Here is a 21,760-nt window from a genome sequence, read left to right on the forward strand (position 1 = left end):
AATATTTTAGAGGCTTTGCGTGACGCTGGGATGTCCGCTGTCACAAGTCTGAAGTCTTATATAAGATACAATACTTTCACAAGAAAAGCAGCGGTGATCCCGGTGCTTTTCGCCAACACTCCTATACCTCTATCCGATGGTCTCCAACTCTGCCAAAGAAGTCTTCATTCAGGGCATCACCCAGGACGGAAAGACATTCAGGCCCAGCGACTGGGCTGAACGTTTGGCAGGTGTGATGAGCCAGTTTCGTCCCGGCGGTGCCGTTCCCGGCAGCCACCTGAGTTATTCGCCTTGGTGCATTCCCACCACGATGGGCAACGTCAAATGTGTGGTGGTGCACCATGATTTACGCGATCACGACGTCATGGCCTGGGATTTTGTGATGAATTTTGCCCGCGACAATGGCTTGCAAGTGGCCGAAGCCTGTTTGTTGCCCGATCTTCCCCCTCGAAAATAAGACTGCACAAGCAACCGCTTTTGTGCGGTTTTTTTATGGGTCCCGAGTTCTTGGGAGTTGGAACTGATGAACCTCGCTGAGCTGGGGCCATCGCCGGGCGATGATTTTTACGAGCGAAGCGAGTCATGAGGAGCCCGGCGATGGCACCAACTCAGCCTTCGCCAAATGCCCAATACCAACATCAAGTTGCCGATGAGGCATGAAAAAACCGCCAAGGTTTGCACCAAGGCGGTTCAGTGTTCGCGGACAGCGCACCCGTTTCAAACGGCAGCGAGGACTGGGCCTCGCCGGGCTGTTGATCTGTTGGAGCGGATCAGGCTGCGGCGAGGGCCAAAGTCTTGACTTTGGCGCTCAGACGGCTCTTGTCACGAGCAGCCTTGTTTTTGTGGAAGATGCCTTTGTCGGCAATGATGTCCACCACGGTTTGCATTTTGGCAAACAACTCTGTGGCTTTGGCTTTGTCGCCCGCTGCAACGGCTTTTTCAACGTTTTTCACAGCAGTGCGGTATTTGGAGCGCAGCGAAGAGTTCGCAGCGTTGATTTTGATGTCTTGACGGACGCGTTTACGGCCGGAAGCAAGACGGGGGTTTTTCTTTTTGGGTTTAGCGGATGCCATATAAAAATTCTTTCAGTGTCTGAGGATGATGTCCAGCGAACCCAACATTCTAGCAGAGCCGACGCCGCTTTTTGACCCGCCCATTGCACCCTACTCCTGTGGCTTGGGCATGACCGTGCCCGGGCAGGCGCTTTGGAGCGAGCAAAGTGGCCGCTACACTCGCCCACTGTGAGCCTTTTACGTTCTGCCTCTGTTGTGTCGATTTTCACCCTGGCCTCCCGGGTGACGGGTTTGGTGCGCGAGTTGCTGATGGCCTCTTTGTTCGGTGCCAGTGCACTGACCGATGCCTTCAATGTGGCGTTCCGAATCCCCAACCTGTTTCGTCGGCTGTTCGCTGAAGGGGCCTTCAGCCAGGCCTTTGTGCCGGTTTTGGCCGCCAACCGTGCCCAATATGGCGATGAAGCCACCAAGGAGGTGATCGACAGCGTGGCCACAGCGCTGGCTTGGTCCGTGCTGGCGCTGTCTGTGTTGGGGGTGCTGGTTTCGCCTTGGCTGGTGTGGGCTTTGGCCAGCGGCTTGCAGCAAGACGCGCGCGGTTACAGCGCGGCCGTGAACATGACGCGCTGGATGTTCCCCTACATCGCCTTCATGTCCATGGTGGCGTTGTCGGCCGGCATTTTGAACACCTGGAAGCGTTTTGCAGTGCCTGCGGCCACGCCCGTGCTGCTGAATGTCAGCGTGATCGCCGCGGCCTGGTTCTTGTCGCCCTGGTTGGCCCAGCAGGGGGTGGAGGCCATCTATGCCTTGCCCGTGGGCGTGATGGTGGGTGGCGTTTTGCAGTTGGCGGTGCAAATTCCGGCCTTGGCCCGGCTGGGTTTGTTGCCACGGTTGGGCGTTCGGCCCCGCGCCGTCAAAAAGGCTTGGACCAACCCCGCCACCTTGAACATCCTGCGCCTGATGGGCCCGGCCTTGTTGGGCGTGGGCGTGGCCCAAATTTCCTTGCTCATCAACACCCAGATCGCCTCGCACCTGGCGCCCGGCAGCGTCAGCTGGTTGACCTATGCCGACCGTTTGATGGAGTTCCCGACCGCCATTTTGGGCGTGGCGCTGGGCGTGGTGCTGATGCCGCAACTGGCCGCAGCCAAAGCCACGGGCGACAGCGAGCGTTACGCCGCCATGCTCGACTGGGGCTTGCGTTTGGTGCTGCTGCTGGCTTTGCCGTGCGCGGCGGCTTTGTTGGTGTTTTCGCAGCCGCTGGTGTCGGTGCTCTACCACTATGGGGCCTTCACCGACCGCGATGTGCAGCAAACCACCTTGGCCCTGACCGGCTACGGCGTCGGTTTGCTGGGCTTGGTGGCCATCAAGGTGTTGGCGCCGGGTTATTACGCCAGTCAGGACATTCGCACCCCGGTGCGCATTGCGGTGGCGGTGCTGGTACTGACCCAAATTCTCAACGTGTTGCTGGTGCCCTATCTGGCCCATGCCGGGCTGGCCTTGTCCATTGGTTTGGGGGCGTTGGTCAACGCCTTGTGGTTGTTGGTGGGCCTGCTGCGCCGGGGGAGCTACAAGCCACAGCCCGGCTGGTGGCGTTTTGGTTTGCAGGTGCTGCTGGCTACCGCCTTGTTGACCGGCTTGCTGTGGTTCGCAGCGAACCATTTGCCCTGGGTGGCCATGCGCCAAGAGGCTTGGCTGCGCATCGGCTGGATGTTGGGCGTTTTGCTGTGTTCGGCCTTGCTTTACTTTGGGGTCTTGTGGGCCACAGGTTTGCGGCTCAAAGCCTTTCTCAAACGCTGACAAGCATTCGGAATCGCCATGTTGTTGAATTTGTCATCGCCCACCCCGCTCGATTACTTTGCCAGTCTGGTGCAAAGCGACGCCCATTTCCCACTGCTGGAAGCGGCGGCCAGCTTGGCGCAAGACGAAGAGCCGAGTTTGGATGTGCAACACGTGCTGGACGATGTGGCGCGTTTGCTGCGGCGGGTCCAGGCACGCCTGCCTGAAGATGCCGATGACTTGACCCAAATGGCCATTTTGACCCAGGTCTTTTACCAAGAACTGGGCTTTGGAGCCAACGCCAATGATTACTACGCGCCTGAAAACAGCTATTTGAATGAGGTTCTTCGAACACGCCGGGGCATACCGATTTCTTTGGCTGTGTTGTGGCTGGAATTGGCCCAGTCCCTGGGGCTGCAAGCGCAGGGCATTTCCTTCCCAGGCCACTTCCTGGTCAAAGTGACCCTGAATGATGGCTTGGTCGTCCTCGATCCGCTGACGGGTGAATCTTTGGGTCTGGACAACTTGTCAGAGCGGTTGAGTCCGTACCGTGATCCCGCGGACCGGGTGGCTTCGGCCGATTTGGACGAAGGTGAAACGCCTTTGGGCTTGTATTTGCAAGCTTGCCCGGCCCGTGATGTGCTGGCCCGCATGCTGCGCAATTTGAAAGAAATCTTCCGATCACAGGAAGATTGGCCACGCATGCTGCAGGTGCTCGACCGTCTGGTGGTTTTGTTGCCAGAGGTCTGGACAGAGCGGCGAGACCGGGGTTTGGTGCATGCCGAGTTGGGGCATGTGCATGAAGCCTTACAGGATTTGCGTGTTTATCTGGAAGCCGAGCCTGCCGCGCCAGACACCGTGGCGCTGAAAAACAGGGTGTCTGAACTCGCCGCGCTTTGAGCACGGGCCAAGCACTGGGCCCGCCCTTACCCAGCGGTGTTGCGATGCGTCAGCCATGGCGCACCGACGCCGAAGGGCCAGCTCAAGCCACCACCACCTGAGCCCCGTCACCTTGGGCTGCAATGCGGCCAATCGTGTAGACCTGCTCACCCGCGGCGCGCAAGGTGGCAGCGCAGTTGTCGGCATGGGCCGCGCCCACCACCACCACCATGCCGATGCCGTTGTTGAAAGTGCGGTTCATTTCTGTGTCGTCGATGCCTGCCGTGGTTTGCAGCCAAGCAAAGAGTTCCGTCTGCGGCCAGCTGCCTTTTTGCAGGTGAGCGGCCAGGCCATCGGGCAGTACGCGGGGAATGTTTTCGAGCAAGCCACCGCCTGTGATGTGGGCCAGGGCCTTGATGCCCGAGGCTTCGTCCGTGTTCGGGTGTTTGGCCAAAGCGTCCAACACATTCAGCACATACAAGCGGGTGGGCGCCATCAGGGCTTGTTTGAAAGGCTTGCCGTCGAGGGTCGTTGGCGCGTTGCTGCCCGCGCGTTCGATGCATTTGCGCACCAAGCTGAAACCGTTGGAGTGCACACCGCTCGAAGCCAGTCCCAGCACCACGTCGCCAGCTTTCACATTCTGGCCCGTGAGGATTTTCGACTTTTCGACCGCACCGACCGCAAAACCCGCCAAATCGTATTCGCCTGCAGGGTACATGCCAGGCATCTCGGCCGTTTCGCCGCCGATCAGGGCGCAACCTGACAACTCGCAGCCCTTGGCAATGCCACCCACCACGGCCGCTGCCGTGTCCACGTCCAGCTTGCCGCAGGCGAAGTAATCCAAAAAGAAAAGGGGCTCAGCCCCTTGCACCAGCACGTCGTTCACGCTCATGGCCACCAAGTCGATGCCCACGGTGTCGTGCATGTTCCACTCAAAAGCGAGCTTGAGTTTGGTGCCCACGCCGTCCGTGCCACTGACCAGCACAGGCTCTTTGAAGCGCTTGGGCACTTCAAACAAAGCACCAAAACCGCCGATGCCGGCCAACACGCCTTCACGCATGGTTTTCTTGGCCAAAGGTTTGATGCGCTCGACCAGGGCATCACCTGCAACGATGTCGACGCCTGCGTCTTTGTAGGAAAGGGGAGTTTGGCTCATGGTTTTTGCCCGACTTGGGGCATGTAAATAGAGAAGGAAAGGCCAATAAACGGGCTGGCAGACTAAAATCAGGGTCTATTTTAAGGGTTGACCCTGACCGCTTGAAATCCCACCACGCCAAAGACGAGCCCCACTTGCAAGCACCTTTGCCATTTTTGATGACCCGCTTGGCCGCATGGCTGGGCGTGGCCATGGTCGCTGCGCTGATTTTTTGGTTGCTGGCTCCCGTGCTGGCGCCTTTTGTCATTGCCGCTGTATTGGCCTATGTCCTTCACCCCTTGGTGCTCCGGCTGGAAGGCTGGACCCAAGGCCGACTGCCTCGGGCCATGGCGGTGGTGCTCATTGAAGCGTTGGCGCTGCTCGCCTTGCTCGGCATTTTGTTGCTTTTGATTCCGATTTTGGTGCGCGAATGGCCTTTGCTCCAGCAGCAGTTGCCCCTGTTGCTGGACCGATTGGACAACGCCATCAACCCTTTGCTGGCCCAGATGGGGCTGAATGTGTCTTTGGATTTGCGTGACCTCAAATCCCATTTGGTGAATTATTTGAGCGCCAACCGCGAAGACTGGTGGGCGCCGCTCATGTCGTCCCTTAAGTTGGGGGGCAGTGTGGCTTTGGCTGTTGCTGGGTATGCGGTCTTGGTGCCGGTCGCACTTTTTTACATGCTGCATGACTGGACGCGCATGGTCAACAGCGTGCTCGAATTGGTCCCGCCCTCTTGGCGCGGGCGCTTCGATGGCTTCATGCACGACTGTGACCAGGTGTTGGGCGAATATTTGCGGGGACAGTTGTTGGTGATGCTGGCATTGGCGATTTTTTATTCGACCGGACTCAAGCTGTTCGGCCTCGATTTGGCCCTGCCCATCGGCGTGTTCACCGGTCTGGCCGTGTTTGTGCCCTACTTGGGTTTTGGCTTGGGTTTGTTGCTGGCGCTGCTGGCTGGCTTGTTGCAATTTGCTTCGGCGCAGGCCCTGGTCATGGTGGCCGTGGTGTTCGGCTTGGGTCAGTTGATCGAAAGTTTTGTGCTGACGCCGCGATTGGTCGGCGAGCGTATTGGCCTGCATCCGCTGGCCGTCATTTTGGCCTTGATGGCATTTGGGCAAGTTTTGGGTTTTGTGGGCGTCTTGATGGCCCTTCCTGCCAGTGCGGTGTTGCTGGTGGCCTTGCGTCGACTGCGCCACCAATACCTGCACAGCCAGTTGTATCAAAAAAGCGGTTCAGGCATGGCTGAGCAAGGGCCTGATCAGGCATGAAGCAGCTGGCTTTGGACATTGGCTTGGCATCGACGCCCACCCTTGGCAATTTCTTTGCAGGCCCCAATGAGGCGGCACTGAGCCACCTGCGGTTGTGGACATCTTCCAGCAGTCGCTCTCCGGTGCCCAGCTATTTATGGGGTGAGAGCGGTTCGGGCAAAACCCATTTGTTGCACGCGGTTCACCATGCGCTCAAAGAGCAAGGCGCTCAAGTCGGCTGGCTGGATGCCCACACCATGGACCCGCCCGAGTTCAAGGACGACTGGGCCGCCGTGCTGATGGACGATGTGCACCTGTACAACGCCGAGCAGCAGCACACCGCCTTCAACTGGTTTGTCAACGCGCTCACGCCCCGCAGCGGTTCGCCGCGCTGGGTTTTGGCCGCCGGTGCTGTGCCGCCGGCCGATCTGAAGCTGCGCGACGACTTGCGCAGCCGTTTGGGCTGGGGCCACATCGATGCCCTGCAGGTACTGGGCGAGTCCGAGCGCCGCGCCGTGCTGCGCCAAGAGGCCGATGCCCGCGGCCTGTTTTTGAGCGACGAAGTCATGTCGTACATGCTCAAGCGCTTTTCGCGTGATTTGGGCAGTCTGATGCAGTTGCTGGACCACTTGGATCAATATGCTTTGCAAACGCAACGTGCCCTGACCATTCCGCTGGTGCGCGCGATGCTGGAGAACGAATGAAACTCGCGCTGTTTGACTTGGACCATACCTTGTTGCCATTGGACTCTGACCACACTTGGGGCGTGTTCACCACCGAGATGGGGTGGACCGACCCGGTGCTCTTCGGCCAACGCAACGACGAGTTCTACGCCCACTACCAAGCGGGTACGCTGGACATTCATGACTATGTGCGCTTTGCCACGCGCGCTGCCCGCGAACGCGGCGCGAGCGAGGCGGCCCAGGCGCATGCCCGGTACATGGACGAAGTGATCCGGCCGCGCATCACGCCCGAGGCGCTTGCACTGGTACGATCGCACCAGCAGGCCGGCGATACGGTCATGATCGTGACGGCCACCAATGAGTTTGTGACCCGCCCGATTGCCCAGGCCTTCGGTGTGAGCGAGTTGATCGCTGTGGACCTCGAGCGTGATTCCAGCGGTTGGATCACAGGCGAAATCCGGGGGACACCCTCTTTTCGCGAGGGTAAAGTCACTCGGGTGGCGCATTGGCTGAGCCAAAAAGGCCTGGCCTGGGGCGACGTGGAGATGACGTTCTACTCGGACTCCATGAACGACCTGCCACTGCTGGAAAAAGCCCACCATCCGGTGGCAACGAACCCTGACGCTCGGTTGCGTCAATTGGCCACTGAACGTGGCTGGCGTATCCTCGACCTCTTTCAAGAATGATCAAACAATTCATCGACAAGCTGATGGGCAAAACACCCAAGAGCAGCAAACCCCACTTTGGCCGCCGCACCGAGGTGCCCGCGTCTGTGCACGGCATCGACCCCAACTTGGTGGACGAACGGGCCATCAACGTCACACGTACTTTGCAGCAGGCCGGATTCGAGGCGTATGTGGTGGGTGGCGCGGTGCGTGACTTGCTGCTGGGTTTGCGCCCCAAAGATTTTGATGTGGCCACCAACGCCACGCCCGAGCAGGTCAAGGGCCTGTTTCGCCGTGCTTTCATCATTGGGCGGCGCTTTCGCATCGTGCACGTGGTCTACGGCCGCGGGCGCGACAACGAGGTGATCGAGGTCTCCACCTTCCGGGCGCATTTGGACAACGTGGCTGCTGAACAGGTCAAAGGCAACGAGCGCACGAGCAAGCGCCAGCTCGAAGGCATGCAGCATGCGGTGGACTCCTCCGGGCGAGTGCTGCGTGACAACGTCTGGGGTCCGCAAGACGAAGACGCCACGCGCCGCGACTTCACAGTGAACGCCATGTACTACGACCCTGAGTCGCAAATCGTGGTGGATTACCACGGCGGCATTCAGGACGCTAAAAAACGCGTTTTGCGCATGATCGGTGACCCGGTGGCGCGTTACCGCGAAGACCCGGTGCGCATCATCCGCGCCGTGCGATTTGCCGCCAAGCTCAGCCCACTGGGCTTCAAGCTCGAAGCCAAAACCGCCAAGCCCCTGACGACCTCGGCCGCTTTGCTGGCCGATGTGCCGCAAAGCCGATTGTTTGACGAGATGCTCAAGCTCTTGCAAACCGGGCACGCCTTGGCCTCGATCGCCCAGTTGAAGAACCTGGAACTGGCCACCGGCATTTACCCCCTGCTGGATGTGGTGGTGGAGCGGGCCGACAGCGCTTTTGTGCAAGTCGCTCTGGCCGACACCGACCGCCGCGTGGGCGAGGGCAAGCCCGTGGCGCCGAGCTTTTTGCTCGCTTGCGTTCTGTGGGCCGATGTGCGCGAAGGCTGGGCCAAACGCCTGGCCCGCAAAGAGCACCCACACCCGGCTTTGCAGGATGCGATCGACGAGGTGTTTGACGCCCGCATCGGCGATGTGTCTGGCCGGGGCAAGCTGGCGGCTGACATGCGCGAGATCTGGATGATGCAGCCGCGCTTTGAAAAGCGCGTGGGCAGCACACCTTTTGGCTTGGTGGAGCAGCCACGCTTTCGTGCGGGCTTCGACTTTTTGCGCCTGCGCGCGGACATTGATGAGGTGGATATTCGCCTGGCCGACTGGTGGCAAGAGTTCAGCATGGCCAGCGATGCAGAGCGCGAAGATCTGGTGCAGGCGGCCAAGGCCGAGCAGCAGGCCTCGCAAGCGGCCAAGCCCCGCGTGCGCCGAGCACCCCGGCCCGAAGGCGCGCCTGCGCCAGCCGAGAGCCGTCCTGCCGCAGACGCTGAAGGCAGCGAGGACGGTGCAGTCAAAAAACGCCGCCGCCGTCGCCGCAAGCCCGGCGCCGCGGGGGATCAGGCTGGCGACGGCGGCAGCGCCGCTTGAGCCTGTGATCTGATTCACGAGGGGCGATCTTGCGAGACCCAGTCACCGCCTGTGTGGCCTTAGGGGCCAATCTGGGCGATGCCCGTGCGGCGGTGCTGCAGGCCTTCGAGGCACTGGCCAGTTGGCCCGGCATGGAGCTCACAGGCCGCTCCGTGCTTTACCGCACAGCGCCCCATGAAGCACAGGGGCCCGACTTCATCAATGCGGTGGCCCGCATCGACACGCGCTTGACCGCCCCCGATGTGCTGAATGCTTTGCAAGCCATCGAACACCAGGCGGGCCGTTTGCGCCCCTACGTGAATGCACCGCGCAGCCTGGACTTGGACCTGTTGTTTTACGGCGATGCGTGCATGCACAGCCCCCGCCTGACGCTGCCCCACCCACGCTGGCGTGAGCGGGCTTTTGTGCTTTACCCCTTGGCCGATGTGTGGCCGCAGCGTGTGTTGCCTGAAGACATGGCCCGTGTGGTGGGGCAAGTTATCGAACGCGATGGAGCGGCGCACACATGACTTTTTTCACCAGTTTGCCCGTGTCCCTGCAGACCATTTTGCTGTTGCTGGCCAGCAACGTGTTCATGACTTTTGCCTGGTATGGCCATCTGCGCAACATGTCCACAGCCCCTTGGTATGCCGCGGCCTTGGTGAGTTGGGGCATCGCCTTGTTCGAATACATGTTCCAGGTGCCGGCCAATCGCATCGGTTATACGCAATTGAGCGTGGCACAGCTGAAGATCATGCAAGAGGTCATCACTTTGAGTGTGTTTGTACCTTTTGCGATTTTTTACCTCAAAGAGCCTTTCAAGTTGGATTACCTTTGGGCCGCTTTGTGCATGGTGGGGGCGGTTTATTTCATTTTCAGAAGCCCCTGATTCGTGGGTTCTCAATTCCTGGTTTTTGTACGGTTAAACTCGTTGCTGTCACACCTTTGTCACATTTGACTTTGTACCGTTACCAGGAGCTTTTCCATGCTGTTTGGCAAATTGCTGCCCAAAGAAGGCAACTTCTTCGAACTCTTTAACCAACACGCGGACCGGATTGTCGAAGCGGCACGGGCCTTCTCCAACTTGGTGGCCAATTACAACGATGTGCATCTGCGTGAAAAATACAACCGCGATGTGGACAACGCCGAGCACGCCGCTGACCGCGTGACCCAGGAAGTGAACCGCCTGATCCACACCACCTTCATCACCCCGATTGACCGTGAGCAAATTCACGCCCTGATCAACCTGATGGACGATGTGGCCGATCTGATCCAGGACTCAGCGGAAACCATGGCGCTGTATGACGTGCGGCACATGACGGAAGAAATTACCCGTCTGACCGATTTGTCCGTCAAGTGCTGCGAGCGCGTGCAGGACGCGGTCAAACTACTGGCCAAAATTGGCGAGCCCTCGGTGGCCGAAGCCGCTTTGAAGACTTGTGAAGAGATTGACCGCCTGGAGTCCGATGCGGACCGCGTGATGCGCAGCGCCATGAGCAAGCTGTTCCGCGACGAGCCCGATGTCCGCGAGATCATCAAGCTCAAAGCTATCTACGAACTGCTGGAAACCATCACCGACAAGTGTGAAGACGTGGCCAACCAGATCGAGGGCATCGTCCTCGAGAACTCCTGATCTAACGCGGGAACCTGACGTATGGAAACCGTACAAGCGGCCTTGTGGGTGGTGATTTTGTTGGTCGCCTTGGCGCTCATTTTTGACTTCATGAATGGGTTTCATGATGCAGCCAACTCGATTGCGACCGTGGTCTCCACGGGGGTGCTCAAGCCCGCCCAAGCAGTGGTCTTCGCCGCTTTTTTCAACTTCATCGCCATCTTTATTTTCCATTTGAGTGTGGCTGCCACGGTGGGAAAGGGCATCGTTCAGCCAGGCATCGTGGACACCCATGTGGTGTTTGGCGCCTTGTTGGGGGCCATCACTTGGAACGTCATCACCTGGTTTTACGGCATTCCCAGCAGCTCTTCACATGCCCTGATTGGCGGCATTGTGGGCGCTGTCATTGCCAAGGCGGGCGCCGGTGCGTTGGTGTCCACGGGCATCATGAAAACGGTGGCTTTCATTTTTGTTTCACCCTTGCTTGGCTTCTTGTTGGGCTCTTTGATGATGGTGGCTGTGGCCCATATTTTCCGACGTTCCAGACCGTCCAAGGTGGATAAATGGTTCCGTCGTTTGCAGCTTGTATCTGCTGGTGCTTACAGCTTGGGCCATGGCGGTAACGATGCGCAAAAAACCATCGGCATCATCTGGTTGCTCTTGATTGCGACCGGTTATGCCACCACTGCTGATGCATCGCCTCCGGGCTGGGTCATCGTCTCTTGTTACATGGCGATTGGCTTGGGCACCATGTTTGGCGGCTGGCGCATTGTCAAAACGATGGGTCAAAAAATCACCAAACTCAAACCCGTGGGTGGGTTTTGCGCCGAAACGGGTGGTGCCATGACCTTGTTTTTGGCCACCACCTTGGGCATACCCGTATCCACCACGCACACCATCACGGGTGCCATTGTGGGCGTGGGCTCGACCCAGCGTGCCAGCGCCGTGCGTTGGGGAGTCGCTGGCAACATCATTTGGGCCTGGGTATTGACCATTCCTGCCAGCGCTTTTGTTGCAGCGCTGGCCTATTGGGTGAGCTTCCAGATTTTTGACTGATGTACAAACCGACAGCGTTGGACTAGGGCGCTGTCAGGTCAAGCCAAGCCGTCCGCATGAAAGCATCGGGTGGCTTTTTTATTGGCTGATCAGGCGCGCCGCTTCGATCTGGTATTCAAAGTAACGTTGTAAGCTGAAGACCAAGCTGGCCATCAAGACGGTGGTGCCTAGCAGCAAGGCTGTGGCAGTGCCAATGATGGTGCCCCACTGGGTTCTGCCAGCAGCTGCCAGTTCATCGGCGGTCGGGTTGAATTTGGCGTTCCATTTTTCGATGGGCATCAGGCCATACACGATGGCATTGAGGGCGCAGCCTGCGATGGTGAAACCCAACAAGGGGATCAGCAACCAGCTGAGGGTGTCGTCCTGGCCCAACTTCTGCACGCGCTCGAGGCCATATAAACCCAGCGCTGTGGGCACAGGGAGCAGCCATCCTAAGGTGTCGGTCAAGCCATAGAGGTAAAAGCGGTGCAGGCCCAATGGGCCCGTCCAAAAAGTCAGCCAAGTTGCAAGGGTTTTGTTTTTCATCGGCTTGATTATTGCGGAGCCGAGCTGTCGCCAGCGCCCAAAGGCTTTTCCATCATCACGACATCGAGCCAACGGTCAAATTTCCATCCGCATGACTTGAGGATGCCTACGTGGCTGAAGCCCACGGCGCTGTGCACGCCGATTGATCCTGCATTCGCCGAGTCCCCAATCACCGCCAAAAATTTGCGCACCCCTGCGCGTTCGGCCTGGGCGCACAATTCGCCCAGCAGGGCGCGGCCCATGCCCTTGCGGTGCAGATCGGGGGCCATGTAAATGGAGTCTTCGGCCGAAAAGCGGTAGGCGGGGCGGGGTTTGAACCAATTGCAATAGGCAAATCCCATGACTCGGTCTTCGTCTTCCAGCACCAAGTAGGGCAGACCTTTGGACAGCACATCGGCGCGGCGGCTGGCCATGTCGGCCTCAGAGGGCGGGTCGATCTCGAAAGTGCCAGTCCCTGTGAGCACGTGGTGGCGGTAAATGGCCGTGATGGCCGCAACATCTTCGTCGCGGCTGGGTCGGATGAGTGGCAAGGCAGAGCTCCCGTTGTATAATGGTGGGCTTTTCAGTGTGTCACTGGCCGGGTGGCCAGTTGCGTGTCTCAAACGCTGAAGGATACCGGGCATCTGGGCAATTGTTCCCAAGATACCCAACCACCCAAGGATAAATCATGGTTGTTATTCGTTTGAACCGCGGCGGCTCTAAAGCACGTCCTTTCTTCAACATCGTCGTGGCTGACAAGCGCGTGCGTCGCGATGGTCGCTTCCTCGAGCGCATCGGTTTCTACAACCCCACAGCCAAAGGTGGCGAAGAAGGCCTGCGCATTGCACAAGACCGCCTGACCTACTGGAAGAGCGTGGGTGCTCAGGCTTCCCCCACCGTGGAACGCCTGATCCGTCAAGCCGGCAAAGCTGCCGCCTGATTGGTCCGCACGGGTCATGCGTCCGCCTTTGGAAACAGCCGCACTGCCGGCTGACGCCATCGAAATCGGACGCATCACCGATGCCTGGGGCATCAAAGGCTGGTTCAAGGTCTTGCCCCACAGCGCCTCGCCCGAGGCGCTTTTTTCTGCCAAGCGCTGGTTTTTGTTGCCGCCCGAGCGGCCCATGAAACCTCAACGCGCGACCGAAATGGCGGCCTCTAAAACAGAACAAGTGGCTTGGACCGAGCCTTTGCTGTTGTGCCTCAAGGAAGTCAAAGACCATTCGGACACCGTGGTCGCCTGTGCCCAAGACATCAACGACCGCAACGCCGCCGAGGCTTTGCGCGGCGCACGCATTTTTGTTCCGCGCTCCAGTTTTCCGACCGCTGCAGAGGGTGAGTACTACTGGGTCGATCTGATCGGCTTGCAAGTGCTCAACCGTGAAGGCATTGATCTTGGCCAAGTGCGCGACCTCATGTCCACCGGTCCACAAACCGTGTTGGTCATTGAAGCCGCTTCTGAGACCGAAGGCGCCAAACCCGTCGAGCGCATGATTCCGTTTGTGGCGGCCTTCGTCGATGGCGTTGACCTGTCCGCCAAGCGCATCACAGTCGACTGGCAGCCCGACTACTGAGCGGCCCCGGCCGTGGAGGGCCATCCCCATGCGCTTTGACATCATCACCCTGTTTCCCGAGCTTTTTGCGCCGCTTATGACGAGTGGCATCACCCGCCGTGCTTACGAAAGCGGTTTGGTCGATGTGCGCTTGTGGAATCCGCGCGACCACGCCGAAGGCAATTACCGCCGTGTCGATGACCGGTCTTTTGGCGGTGGCCCTGGCATGGTCATGTTGGCTGAGCCCTTGTTCAAATGCCTGACGGCGATACGTGCCGAGCGCCAAGAGGCCCATCCAGCCCCTTTGGTGTTGTTTTCTCCCATTGGGCAGGTGCTGAACCATTCGGTGGTCGAGTCGTGGTCGAGCAGCCCGGGGGCCGTGTTGTTGTGTGGCCGCTATGAAGGTGTCGATCAGCGGTTCATTGACAAGTACGTCGATCGGCAAATCAGTCTGGGAGATTTTGTGCTCTCTGGCGGTGAAATTGCCGCCATGGCGCTGCTCGATGCCGTCGCCCGTTTGCAACCCGGTGTCCTCAATGACGAAGGCAGCCACCAGCAAGACAGCTTCAACCCTGCATTGGACGGTTTGCTGGACAGTCCGCACTACACCCGCCCTGAGGTTTGGCAGGACAGTGCCGTGCCCACGGCCTTGATGTCGGGCCATCACGCCCAGATTGCGCGCTGGCGGCGCGAAGAAAGCTTGCGCATCAGTGCCTTGCATCGGCCGCAATTGCTGGAGCAGGCGCGTCTGTCGGGCAAGCTCAGTCGACAGGACGAAGCGTTCCTCCAGCAGCTTGAGCAGGGCCCATCGGCTGTTCGCAGCAGTGCGGACTCGAAAAAGCTATAATCAAAGGCTTTTCGATCCTCTACCCGCCGCGATCTGGCTCAGTCATGCACATGCATGGCCTTTACAGCACAGAACGCCCCTTGTGTAGCGAGGCATGATCGGACGGAGTTCAAAAAATGAATTTGATTCAAACTCTTGAGCAGGAAGAAATTGCCCGTCTGGGTAAAGTGATTCCTGAATTTGCCCCCGGCGACACCGTGATCGTCAGCGTCAACGTGGTGGAAGGTGCGCGCAAGCGTGTCCAAGCCTACGAAGGTGTTGTGATTGCCAAGCGTAACCGTGGCCTGAACAGCGGCTTCACTGTGCGCAAGGTCTCCAGTGGCGAAGGTGTGGAACGTACGTTCCAAACCTACAGCCCTGTGATCGCCAGCATTGAAGTCAAGCGTCGTGGCGATGTTCGCCGCGCCAAGCTGTACTACCTGCGTGACCGCAGCGGCAAGTCGGCACGTATCAAAGAAAAGTTGCCTCAGCGCAAAGCAGCACCTGCTGCCAAAGCGTAAAGCCTTTTCGGAGATACGAAAAAACCGCCCGGGTTTGCGCCCAGGGCGGTTTTTTTTATGGGCGTTTCAAATGGGCTCCTGATGGCCTTGCGGCCATGAAAAAAGGTCTTGCCGTTGAGGGCAAGACCTTCGAGAGGGCCATGAAGTCCTGGTTGCAAGCCAGAACAACAATCAACCGCGTGTGATCTTCAGCACGCGGGTGCCGCCGCGCTTGGCAGGGCCTTCGCCAGCTGCGCCGTGGGGTTTGAAGTTGCTGGCACCGAACTGCTTGGGGCCGCGAGCGAACTTGTCGCCCGCACCTGCTGCGCCACGTGGTGCAGGACGCGCGGCGTTGCGGTTGTCACCACCACGCTCTTCCCAGCGGCCACCTTGACGGGGACCGTCTTGACGTGCGTCCTGGCGTTGGGCAGGGCGGCTGTCGCCACGGTCCCAAGGGTGCGCAGGTGCTGCGCGTTGCTCAAAACGGTCACCGCCTCGGTTCTCACCACGGGGGGCGTCAAAACGACCGCCTTCTTTTCGGACGTCGAAGCGGGGTTCGCTGCGTTGCTCAAATCGAGGTTGCTCGTCACGGAAGTGGCCACGTGGGGCGCGGTTGTCAAAACCACCACCGTTGTCGCGGTCGCGGTTGCCACCGAAGTCACGGCCACCAGGGGCGGGACGACCACCACGGAAACCACCGCCTGCGTTCGCGTAATTGCGCTCACCACCAAAGCGGTCACCGCCACGGCCCATGGGCTTGCGGGCTTCGGGCATGCGAACCTTGGGCTCCAAGCCCGGAATCACTTCGGCCTTGAAAGGCTGGCGTGTGTAGGACTCGATGTCGCCAATTTTGCGACGGTCACGGATCTCGGCAAATGTCACGGCCAAGCCATCGCGGCCAGCACGGCCTGTACGGCCAATGCGGTGGGTGTAGTCCTCGGCCTTCATCGGCAAGCCGAAGTTGAACACGTGGGTGATGGTGGGCACGTCGATGCCGCGGGCGGCCACGTCGGTGGCGACCAAAATTTGGACCTGGCCATTGCGCAGGGCCATCAGTCGGCGGTTGCGCATGCCTTGGCTCAAGGCGCCGTGCAGGGCCACAGCCGAGAAGCCGTCTTGCTGCAGATCGGCGGCCAAGCCGTCGCATTCGATTTGGGTGCTGGAGAACACGATGGCTTGGTCGATGGTGGCGTCACGCAACCAATGGTCAAGCATCTGGCGCTTGTGTTGGGCGTTGTCAGCCCAAAACAGCACCTGCTTGATGTTGTTGTGTTTTTCTTGGGGGTTGTCGATCTGGATTTTCTGGACCGATGAGCCACCGTCGTGCATCACACGCATGGCCAATTGTTGAATGCGTGGCGCAAAGGTGGCGCTGAACATCATGGTTTGGCGGCGCTGGCTGGTCATGTCGTTGATGTCAGCCAAGTCGTCCGAGAAGCCCAGGTCGAGCATGCGGTCGGCTTCGTCCACCACCAAGAATTGCACCTTGTCCAGCTTGATTTGCATGGAGCGTTGCAGATCAAGCAACCGGCCGGGGGTGGCCACGACCAAGTTGGCATTTTGCAGTTTGGCAATTTGCAACTGGTAAGGAATGCCGCCGACCACGTTGGCCACGCGCAGACCGCGTGTGTGTTTGACCAGCTCAATGGCGTCTTGCGCCACTTGCTGGGCCAACTCGCGTGTGGGGCACAAGATCAGCGCACCCGGTGTGGGTGCCTTGAAATTGCGTGGATTGGTGGGGTCTTTGCGCTTGGAGCGCTTGGGTGCTGGCTCGCCCTTGGCGGCAGCGTCGGCGCATGCTTGGTCAAATTCTGCACGTTCAGCCGCTTCTTGCTCTGCCATCTGCTGGATCAGCGTGTGCAACACGGGCAGCAAAAAGGCGGCGGTTTTGCCGCTGCCGGTTTGGCTGGAGACCATCAGGTCGGTGTAGCCATTGGATTTGCCGTCTTTGGAGCCGCCCGCTGTGGGCAAGGCCAGAGGAATGGCACGCAATTGGACCGCAGTAGGCTGGGTGTAGCCCAAATCGGCCACGGCTTGCACCAGCTCAGGGGCCAGGCCCAGTTCCACGAACCCATTGGGTTCATCGGCGACAGCGGCCAATTGTTCGGATTCTTCGCTCGCGATTTCAGCGGGCGTTTCAGAGGTGATTTCGGCCGCTGCGGCGACCATGATTTCAGTGGCCAAGTTTTTCTGGGCGGCTTGCGCAGTCGACTCGGTGGTGATGGATGTGATTTCGGCAGGCGACAAGTCGTCCTGCACTGTGTTCAAAGTGTCGGTCATGTGTGTAAAAAACTCGCACGGGACAACGACCGCCAACAGAAAAACTGTTGCATCAGGTCTTAGCACCGCAAGGTTGAAAAAACATCAACCATCAAACGGTGCTCGCGAGGGGCGCTGGGCATGAAGCCTGGCCACTGTGAGTGACCCTATCGTTGGGTCAAGGCATGAAGGGAGATGTATGAATTGCCGCACCTGAAATGCAGCAAGCCCACGATTATGGCACGGCCAAAGAAAAAACGCTAGGGTTTTCCCTGAAAAATCACAATCGGATGAAATGCTCGCGGTAATGCGCCAATTCGTCGATGGATTCATGCACATCGGCCAAAGCAGTGTGCTTTTGCTGTTTCTTGAATGAGGAATACACCTCGGGCTTCCAGCGGCGCGAGAGTTCCTTGAGCGTGCTCACGTCCAAATTGCGGTAGTGGAAAAACGATTCCAGTTTGGGCATGAACTTGACCAAAAAGCGGCGGTCTTGGCTGATCGTGTTGCCGCACAGAGGGGATGCGCTTTTGGGCACGTACTTTTTCAGGAAAGCCAGGATCTGCTCTTGGGCATCGGCTTCGCTGGTGGTGGAGGCCTTGACCTTGTCGATCAGCCCACTTTTGCCGTGGGTGCCCTTGTTCCATTTGTCCATTTGGTTCAGCAATTCGTCGCTTTGGTGAATCACCAGGACAGGCCCTTCGATGCGCGGGGTCAGGTGCGGGCCGGTCACGATCACGGCGATCTCCAGCAAGCGTTCTTTTTCCGGGTCCAGGCCGGTCATTTCGCAATCGATCCAGACCAGGTTCTGATCGGATTTGGCCAGCGCTGTGGCTTCAGGGGCGGGGGTAGGGTTGTGCTCATCAGACATGGGGGGATTGTCGCCGATGCCATGAACCTGCAGGCAGCATGCTTGAAACGCGGCACAACAGAGCGCACTCGGGGACGGCTCCTACAATGCAGGGATGAATGCATCCCTGACTTTGACCCTGACGCTGGTGGTGGCCTTGCTGGCCCATGTGGCGCTCAAATTTTGGCTGAACGCCCGCCAGGTGCGCCATGTGGCCCGTCACCGTGATGCGGTGCCACAGGCTTACGCCGACACCATGGCCTTGGCCGACCACCAAAAAGCGGCCGATTACACCTTGGCCAAAGCCCGACTGTCGCAAATCGACATCGCCCTCGATGCGGCGGTGCTGCTGGGCTGGACGCTGCTGGGTGGTCTGGATGCGCTCAACCAAGTGCTGTTGGGCTGGATGGGTCCGGGCATGGGGCAGCAAATCGCGCTGGTGTTGGGTTTCATGCTGGTCGGCGGTCTGATCGGATTGCCGCTGTCGCTCATGCAGACTTTTGGCGTGGAGCAGCGCTTTGGCTTCAACAAAATCACTATCGCTTTGTGGCTGGCCGATGGGGTCAAGGGCCTGGCGCTGGGTTTGGTGTTGGGCTTGCCGCTTTTGTGGGTGGTGCTGTGGCTCATGCAAGCCGGGGGGCCATGGTGGTGGCTGTGGGCTTGGGGCGTGCTGGTGGCTTGGCAGCTGTTTTTGATGGCCATTGCGCCCAATGTGATCATGCCGCTGTTCAATAAATTCACACCCCTGGAAGACGAGACGCTCAAGGCCCGCGTCCAGGCCTTGATGCAACGCTCAGGGTTCACGGCCAAAGGTTTTTTTGTCATGGACGGCAGTCGCCGCTCAGCGCATTCCAATGCATTTTTCACAGGCTTTGGCGCCAGCAAGCGCGTGGTGTTTTTCGACACCTTGCTCAAGCAACTGAGCCCGGCCGAAATGGAAGCGGTGCTGGCCCATGAGTTGGGCCACTTCAAACACAAACACATCGTCAAGATGATGGCCAGCAGCTTTGCCATGACGCTGGCGGGTTTGGCGCTGCTCGGTTGGTTGGCCCAGCAGGTTTGGTTCTACACAGGCCTGGGCGTGATGCCCCATTTGTCGGGCAGCAACGATGCGCTGGCGCTGGTCTTGTTCATGTTGGTCACGCCCGTGTTCACTTTGTTCTTGGCCCCTGTGTCGTCCTGGCGCTCACGCCAGCAGGAGTTTGAAGCCGATGCCTATGCCTTGTCGCAAACCCCGGGTAAGGACTTGTCTTCGGCCCTGCTCAAGTTGTACCAGGACAATGCCTCGACCCTCACGCCCGACCCTTGGTATGTGAAGTTTTATTACTCGCACCCTCCGGCCAGCGAGCGTTTGCTGAGGATGAAAACCGCATGAGCACGCCAGAAGTTCGCGCCCTCAAACCCACCGAGGTGATCATGGCGCTCAGCCAGGTGTCGGGCTGGCGATTGTCGGGTGATGGCGACAACATCGCCATCGAAAAGGCCTTTGACTTTGTCGAACACACCCACGCATTGCTCTTCGTCAACAGCGTGGGCTGGTTGTCTGAAAAGCTCAACCACCACCCGGAGCTGGTGCTGACCTACCGCCGCTGCGTGGTGCGCTGGAACACGCACGATGTGCGCGGCTTGAGCCGACTGGATTTTGATGCCGCGACCCAGACCGATGCCTTGTTACCGGCATGATGCGGCATGAATAAACCCAAAGCGCGCCCGGCCTTGCCCCTGGCCCACGATCTCGAGCCGGGCTTGGTGGTCGCAACCTATGGCCGCCACTGCCTGGTGGAAACACCCGAAGGACGGCGCCTGATCTGCCACCCCCGTGGCAAGAAAAACCAAGTGGTGGTGGGTGACCAAGTGCTCTGGCAAATCGCAGGCGACGAGGGCAGCATCGAAAAATTGCTGGAGCGCCGCAACCTGTTTTACCGGCAAGACGAAATCCGCACCAAATCTTTCGCGGCCAACCTCGACCGCGTGCTGATCCTGATCGCTGCCGACCCTGAGTATTCGGAAAGCCAGCTCTCACGGGCCTTGGTGGCTGCTGAGGCCGAGCGCATCACGCCCATCATTGCACTCAACAAAAGCGATCTGGCCCAAGCCTTTGCCCAAGCATGGGAGCGACTGGCCCCCTATCGCGCCATGGGCTACAGCGTCATGCCCATCAGCCTGAGCCCGCGCAGCCCGGTGGCCGACGATGGCGTGGCCGCCTTGTGTGGACATTTGCAAGGACTGACCACGCTGGTGCTGGGGCCTTCGGGCAGCGGTAAAAGCACGTTGATCAACCGCTTGGTGCCCGATGCGCAGGTGGAAACGGGTGAGATATCGCTGGCGCTCAACTCGGGCAAACACACCACGACGAGCACCCGCTGGTACTGGGTGCCCGCTCTCGATGCAAGCGCTGCTCAGGGCGCTGGACGAACGGCCTTGATTGATTCACCTGGTTTTCAGGAGTTTGGCCTGCACCACATTGAACCCACCCGCCTGGCCGACTGCATGCCCGATTTGCGCAAGCACTTGGGGGGCTGCAAGTTTTACAACTGCACGCATTTGCACGAACCCGGCTGTGCGGTGTTGGCGCAAGTAGAAACCGAGCAGCACGTTGGCACCATCAGCGCACGCCGTCACCGCATTTACGCACAGCTGTTTGAAGAGCTGGGCCAGCAGCGCTGGTAACCCTGTGCGTCTCAGCCCAACAGATTGGCCATGGTCAACAAAGCCACCAGCACCAGCCACATGATGACCGTGCGCCAAACCAGACCCACCACTTGGGCAAAGTGAGCCACTTCTGGCGTGCGGCCAGGCGTGCTGCTGCCGCCCGATGGGGGCACCGCTTCCTCGTCTTGTTGGGTGGCTTGCAAGGGGGCGCCACCCAAACGGATGTTGATCGCGCCAGCAGTGGCCGCCAAGATGACCCCATCGTTGTCTTCCGGAAAGTTTTGCGCATGGTTGCGCCAGCCATCCATGGCGTCTTCAAAACTGCCGACAATGGCAAAACCCAAAGCCGTCATCCGCGATGGCAGCCAGTCCAAGGCCAGCCAGGCCCTCGAAGCCACTGAGCGCAGCGCCTCGCTGGCCAAGGCGCCATCGGCGGCGGGCTCTTGCCAACGCCGTTGCGCCAGTTCAGTGAGGCGATAAACCACGGCGCCCAAGGGCCCCAAGCCCACGATGGACAAAGCCGTGTACCAAAAGAACACCCCAAACACATGCCGATGGGCAGCGATCATGGAGTATTCAATGACATGGCGCACGATTTCGCTGCGCGGAATTTGTCCGACCTGCACTTGTTGCCATTCGGCCAGCTTTTCGCGGGCCTGGTTTTCATCACCGTTTTCGAGCGCTTCGCGAATGGCTGTGAAATGGTGACTGAACTGTCGAAAACCCAAGGTCAGATACAGCAGCGCCACATTCCAAACCACGGCGAACAACCACCCCAAACCCCACTCTAGGCTCCAGTGCACCACCATGGTCAAAAGGGCGGGTCCGACGACCGTGATGCCCCAAGTGATCCAGGCTTGGTGCTGAACACCGGCGTCAAATGTGCGGGCACCCCAAGCGATCCACCGGTTCATGGTGGTGTAAATCACGTTGACCGGGTTCAGCGGTCGGGCCTGCTCCAGCACCAAGGCCAGCAGAATGGCAAAAAAACTCATGGCTT

Annotated in this window: 25 protein-coding genes; 18 read left to right on the plus strand and 7 right to left on the minus strand. The window is 59.3% G+C overall.

The window, feature by feature from the left end:
- Positions 1-136 precede the first annotated feature (136 nt).
- Complete coding sequence (locus tag B9Z31_RS12585) at positions 137-457, plus strand: DUF3579 domain-containing protein (RefSeq protein WP_100119926.1); 321 nt, start codon at positions 137-139, stop codon at positions 455-457.
- Positions 458-770: 313 nt separating this feature from the next.
- Here B9Z31_RS12585 and rpsT read toward each other — a convergent pair whose 3' ends face one another.
- The gene (rpsT, locus tag B9Z31_RS12590; RefSeq protein WP_100119927.1) at positions 771-1,073 is read right to left on the minus strand and encodes a 30S ribosomal protein S20; all 303 of its coding nucleotides are present in this window, start codon (positions 1,071-1,073) and stop codon (positions 771-773) included.
- A gap of 168 nt (positions 1,074-1,241) precedes the next feature.
- Between rpsT and murJ the strand changes: the two genes are divergently transcribed.
- Entirely contained in the window at positions 1,242-2,807 is a 1,566-nt protein-coding gene (gene murJ, locus B9Z31_RS12595; RefSeq protein WP_100119928.1) for a murein biosynthesis integral membrane protein MurJ, read from the plus strand.
- Positions 2,808-2,825: 18 nt separating this feature from the next.
- The gene (locus B9Z31_RS12600) at positions 2,826-3,686 is read left to right on the plus strand and encodes a SirB1 family protein (RefSeq protein WP_100119929.1); all 861 of its coding nucleotides are present in this window, start codon (positions 2,826-2,828) and stop codon (positions 3,684-3,686) included.
- An 82-nt stretch (positions 3,687-3,768) separates the two neighbouring features.
- Here the strand turns inward: B9Z31_RS12600 and purM are convergent, their stop codons facing one another.
- Positions 3,769-4,821: a phosphoribosylformylglycinamidine cyclo-ligase gene (gene purM, locus B9Z31_RS12605; protein ID WP_100119930.1), complete on the minus strand. Its 1,053-nt coding sequence runs from the start codon at positions 4,819-4,821 to the stop codon at positions 3,769-3,771.
- A 158-nt stretch (positions 4,822-4,979) separates the two neighbouring features.
- Between purM and B9Z31_RS12610 the strand changes: the two genes are divergently transcribed.
- From B9Z31_RS12610 to B9Z31_RS12645, 8 genes are all read left to right on the plus strand, one after another.
- Positions 4,980-6,071 carry an AI-2E family transporter gene (locus B9Z31_RS12610; protein WP_100120053.1) on the plus strand — a complete coding sequence of 364 codons (1,092 nt, stop codon included), beginning with the start codon at positions 4,980-4,982 and terminating at the stop codon, positions 6,069-6,071.
- Positions 6,068-6,754 (plus strand): DnaA regulatory inactivator Hda, encoded by a 687-nt coding sequence (gene hda, locus B9Z31_RS12615; protein WP_100119931.1) that lies wholly within the window; start codon positions 6,068-6,070, stop codon positions 6,752-6,754. Before B9Z31_RS12610 ends, hda begins: the two co-directional genes overlap by 4 nt.
- A complete protein-coding gene (locus tag B9Z31_RS12620; protein ID WP_100119932.1) occupies positions 6,751-7,419 on the plus strand; it encodes an HAD family phosphatase in 669 nt (222 codons plus the stop codon). The genes hda and B9Z31_RS12620 overlap by 4 nt, the downstream gene beginning before the upstream one ends.
- Positions 7,416-8,969 (plus strand): polynucleotide adenylyltransferase PcnB, encoded by a 1,554-nt coding sequence (gene pcnB, locus B9Z31_RS12625; RefSeq protein WP_100119933.1) that lies wholly within the window; start codon positions 7,416-7,418, stop codon positions 8,967-8,969. The genes B9Z31_RS12620 and pcnB overlap by 4 nt, the downstream gene beginning before the upstream one ends.
- 29 nt (positions 8,970-8,998) lie before the next feature.
- On the plus strand, positions 8,999-9,478 hold the full coding sequence (gene folK, locus B9Z31_RS12630; protein WP_100119934.1) for a 2-amino-4-hydroxy-6-hydroxymethyldihydropteridine diphosphokinase: 480 nt from the start codon (positions 8,999-9,001) through the stop codon (positions 9,476-9,478).
- Positions 9,475-9,837: a DMT family protein gene (locus B9Z31_RS12635; protein WP_100119935.1), complete on the plus strand. Its 363-nt coding sequence runs from the start codon at positions 9,475-9,477 to the stop codon at positions 9,835-9,837. The genes folK and B9Z31_RS12635 overlap by 4 nt, the downstream gene beginning before the upstream one ends.
- Before the next feature lie 96 nt (positions 9,838-9,933).
- Positions 9,934-10,581, plus strand: a complete 648-nt coding sequence (locus B9Z31_RS12640; protein WP_100119936.1) for a DUF47 domain-containing protein — start codon at positions 9,934-9,936, stop codon at positions 10,579-10,581.
- A 21-nt stretch (positions 10,582-10,602) separates the two neighbouring features.
- Entirely contained in the window at positions 10,603-11,616 is a 1,014-nt protein-coding gene (locus tag B9Z31_RS12645) for an inorganic phosphate transporter (RefSeq protein WP_100119937.1), read from the plus strand.
- 78 nt (positions 11,617-11,694) lie between these two features.
- On the opposite strand, the gene B9Z31_RS12650 is transcribed toward B9Z31_RS12645, so the two are convergent.
- Together B9Z31_RS12650 and B9Z31_RS12655 are read right to left on the minus strand one after the other, a co-directional pair.
- Complete coding sequence (locus tag B9Z31_RS12650; RefSeq protein WP_100119938.1) at positions 11,695-12,141, minus strand: hypothetical protein; 447 nt, start codon at positions 12,139-12,141, stop codon at positions 11,695-11,697.
- An 8-nt stretch (positions 12,142-12,149) separates the two neighbouring features.
- On the minus strand, positions 12,150-12,671 hold the full coding sequence (locus tag B9Z31_RS12655) for a GNAT family N-acetyltransferase (RefSeq protein WP_100119939.1): 522 nt from the start codon (positions 12,669-12,671) through the stop codon (positions 12,150-12,152).
- Between the two features lie 137 nt (positions 12,672-12,808).
- Between B9Z31_RS12655 and rpsP the strand changes: the two genes are divergently transcribed.
- The 4 genes from rpsP (at position 12,809) to rplS (ending at position 15,020) form a co-directional block, all read left to right on the plus strand.
- Positions 12,809-13,060, plus strand: a complete 252-nt coding sequence (rpsP, locus tag B9Z31_RS12660; RefSeq protein WP_019430383.1) for a 30S ribosomal protein S16 — start codon at positions 12,809-12,811, stop codon at positions 13,058-13,060.
- Between the two features lie 16 nt (positions 13,061-13,076).
- Positions 13,077-13,694, plus strand: coding sequence for a ribosome maturation factor RimM (rimM, locus tag B9Z31_RS12665; protein ID WP_100119940.1), 618 nt, complete (start codon positions 13,077-13,079; stop codon positions 13,692-13,694).
- Positions 13,695-13,722: 28 nt separating this feature from the next.
- The gene (gene trmD, locus B9Z31_RS12670; protein ID WP_100119941.1) at positions 13,723-14,520 is read left to right on the plus strand and encodes a tRNA (guanosine(37)-N1)-methyltransferase TrmD; all 798 of its coding nucleotides are present in this window, start codon (positions 13,723-13,725) and stop codon (positions 14,518-14,520) included.
- A 116-nt stretch (positions 14,521-14,636) separates the two neighbouring features.
- Positions 14,637-15,020 (plus strand): 50S ribosomal protein L19, encoded by a 384-nt coding sequence (gene rplS, locus B9Z31_RS12675; protein ID WP_062405559.1) that lies wholly within the window; start codon positions 14,637-14,639, stop codon positions 15,018-15,020.
- A gap of 171 nt (positions 15,021-15,191) precedes the next feature.
- On the opposite strand, the gene B9Z31_RS12680 is transcribed toward rplS, so the two are convergent.
- The gene (locus B9Z31_RS12680; protein ID WP_100119942.1) at positions 15,192-17,279 is read right to left on the minus strand and encodes a DEAD/DEAH box helicase; all 2,088 of its coding nucleotides are present in this window, start codon (positions 17,277-17,279) and stop codon (positions 15,192-15,194) included.
- Positions 17,280-17,538: 259 nt separating this feature from the next.
- Positions 17,539-18,129, minus strand: a complete 591-nt coding sequence (gene orn, locus B9Z31_RS12685) for an oligoribonuclease (RefSeq protein ID WP_100119943.1) — start codon at positions 18,127-18,129, stop codon at positions 17,539-17,541.
- Between the two features lie 94 nt (positions 18,130-18,223).
- Here orn and B9Z31_RS12690 point away from each other — a divergent pair, with 94 nt between their 5' ends.
- Genes B9Z31_RS12690 through rsgA form a run of 3 tightly spaced genes read left to right on the plus strand, consistent with a single transcriptional unit; the run spans position 18,224 to position 20,778 of the window.
- Positions 18,224-19,483 (plus strand): M48 family metallopeptidase, encoded by a 1,260-nt coding sequence (locus B9Z31_RS12690; RefSeq protein WP_100119944.1) that lies wholly within the window; start codon positions 18,224-18,226, stop codon positions 19,481-19,483.
- Complete coding sequence (locus tag B9Z31_RS12695) at positions 19,480-19,791, plus strand: 4a-hydroxytetrahydrobiopterin dehydratase (RefSeq protein WP_100119945.1); 312 nt, start codon at positions 19,480-19,482, stop codon at positions 19,789-19,791. Before B9Z31_RS12690 ends, B9Z31_RS12695 begins: the two co-directional genes overlap by 4 nt.
- Before the next feature lie 6 nt (positions 19,792-19,797).
- The gene (gene rsgA / locus B9Z31_RS12700; protein WP_100119946.1) at positions 19,798-20,778 is read left to right on the plus strand and encodes a ribosome small subunit-dependent GTPase A; all 981 of its coding nucleotides are present in this window, start codon (positions 19,798-19,800) and stop codon (positions 20,776-20,778) included.
- A gap of 11 nt (positions 20,779-20,789) precedes the next feature.
- On the opposite strand, the gene B9Z31_RS12705 is transcribed toward rsgA, so the two are convergent.
- On the minus strand, positions 20,790-21,755 hold the full coding sequence (locus B9Z31_RS12705) for a CobD/CbiB family protein (RefSeq protein WP_100119947.1): 966 nt from the start codon (positions 21,753-21,755) through the stop codon (positions 20,790-20,792).
- Positions 21,756-21,760: the final 5 nt, after the last annotated feature.

Source organism: Limnohabitans sp. G3-2 (genome assembly GCF_002778275.1).
Lineage (GTDB): Bacteria > Pseudomonadota > Gammaproteobacteria > Burkholderiales > Burkholderiaceae_C > Limnohabitans_A.

Bases quoted from the DNA above. Each gene is read 5' to 3' on its own strand.
- purM (WP_100119930.1), bottom strand. From the start codon at position 4,821: ATGAGCCAAACTCCCCTTTCCTACAAAGACGCAGGCGTCGACATCGTT.
- rpsP (WP_019430383.1), top strand. From the start codon at position 12,809: ATGGTTGTTATTCGTTTGAACCGCGGCGGCTCTAAAGCACGTCCTTTC.
- B9Z31_RS12620 (WP_100119932.1), top strand. From the start codon at position 6,751: ATGAAACTCGCGCTGTTTGACTTGGACCATACCTTGTTGCCATTGGAC.
- B9Z31_RS12705 (WP_100119947.1), bottom strand. From the start codon at position 21,755: ATGAGTTTTTTTGCCATTCTGCTGGCCTTGGTGCTGGAGCAGGCCCGA.
- rpsT (WP_100119927.1), bottom strand. From the start codon at position 1,073: ATGGCATCCGCTAAACCCAAAAAGAAAAACCCCCGTCTTGCTTCCGGC.
- rplS (WP_062405559.1), top strand. From the start codon at position 14,637: ATGAATTTGATTCAAACTCTTGAGCAGGAAGAAATTGCCCGTCTGGGT.
- B9Z31_RS12695 (WP_100119945.1), top strand. From the start codon at position 19,480: ATGAGCACGCCAGAAGTTCGCGCCCTCAAACCCACCGAGGTGATCATG.
- rsgA (WP_100119946.1), top strand. From the start codon at position 19,798: ATGAATAAACCCAAAGCGCGCCCGGCCTTGCCCCTGGCCCACGATCTC.
- B9Z31_RS12635 (WP_100119935.1), top strand. From the start codon at position 9,475: ATGACTTTTTTCACCAGTTTGCCCGTGTCCCTGCAGACCATTTTGCTG.
- hda (WP_100119931.1), top strand. From the start codon at position 6,068: ATGAAGCAGCTGGCTTTGGACATTGGCTTGGCATCGACGCCCACCCTT.
- B9Z31_RS12610 (WP_100120053.1), top strand. From the start codon at position 4,980: ATGACCCGCTTGGCCGCATGGCTGGGCGTGGCCATGGTCGCTGCGCTG.
- B9Z31_RS12600 (WP_100119929.1), top strand. From the start codon at position 2,826: ATGTTGTTGAATTTGTCATCGCCCACCCCGCTCGATTACTTTGCCAGT.
- B9Z31_RS12640 (WP_100119936.1), top strand. From the start codon at position 9,934: ATGCTGTTTGGCAAATTGCTGCCCAAAGAAGGCAACTTCTTCGAACTC.
- B9Z31_RS12650 (WP_100119938.1), bottom strand. From the start codon at position 12,141: ATGAAAAACAAAACCCTTGCAACTTGGCTGACTTTTTGGACGGGCCCA.
- orn (WP_100119943.1), bottom strand. From the start codon at position 18,129: ATGTCTGATGAGCACAACCCTACCCCCGCCCCTGAAGCCACAGCGCTG.
- B9Z31_RS12645 (WP_100119937.1), top strand. From the start codon at position 10,603: ATGGAAACCGTACAAGCGGCCTTGTGGGTGGTGATTTTGTTGGTCGCC.
- trmD (WP_100119941.1), top strand. From the start codon at position 13,723: ATGCGCTTTGACATCATCACCCTGTTTCCCGAGCTTTTTGCGCCGCTT.
- B9Z31_RS12690 (WP_100119944.1), top strand. From the start codon at position 18,224: ATGAATGCATCCCTGACTTTGACCCTGACGCTGGTGGTGGCCTTGCTG.
- rimM (WP_100119940.1), top strand. From the start codon at position 13,077: ATGCGTCCGCCTTTGGAAACAGCCGCACTGCCGGCTGACGCCATCGAA.
- B9Z31_RS12585 (WP_100119926.1), top strand. From the start codon at position 137: ATGGTCTCCAACTCTGCCAAAGAAGTCTTCATTCAGGGCATCACCCAG.
- B9Z31_RS12680 (WP_100119942.1), bottom strand. From the start codon at position 17,279: ATGACCGACACTTTGAACACAGTGCAGGACGACTTGTCGCCTGCCGAA.
- pcnB (WP_100119933.1), top strand. From the start codon at position 7,416: ATGATCAAACAATTCATCGACAAGCTGATGGGCAAAACACCCAAGAGC.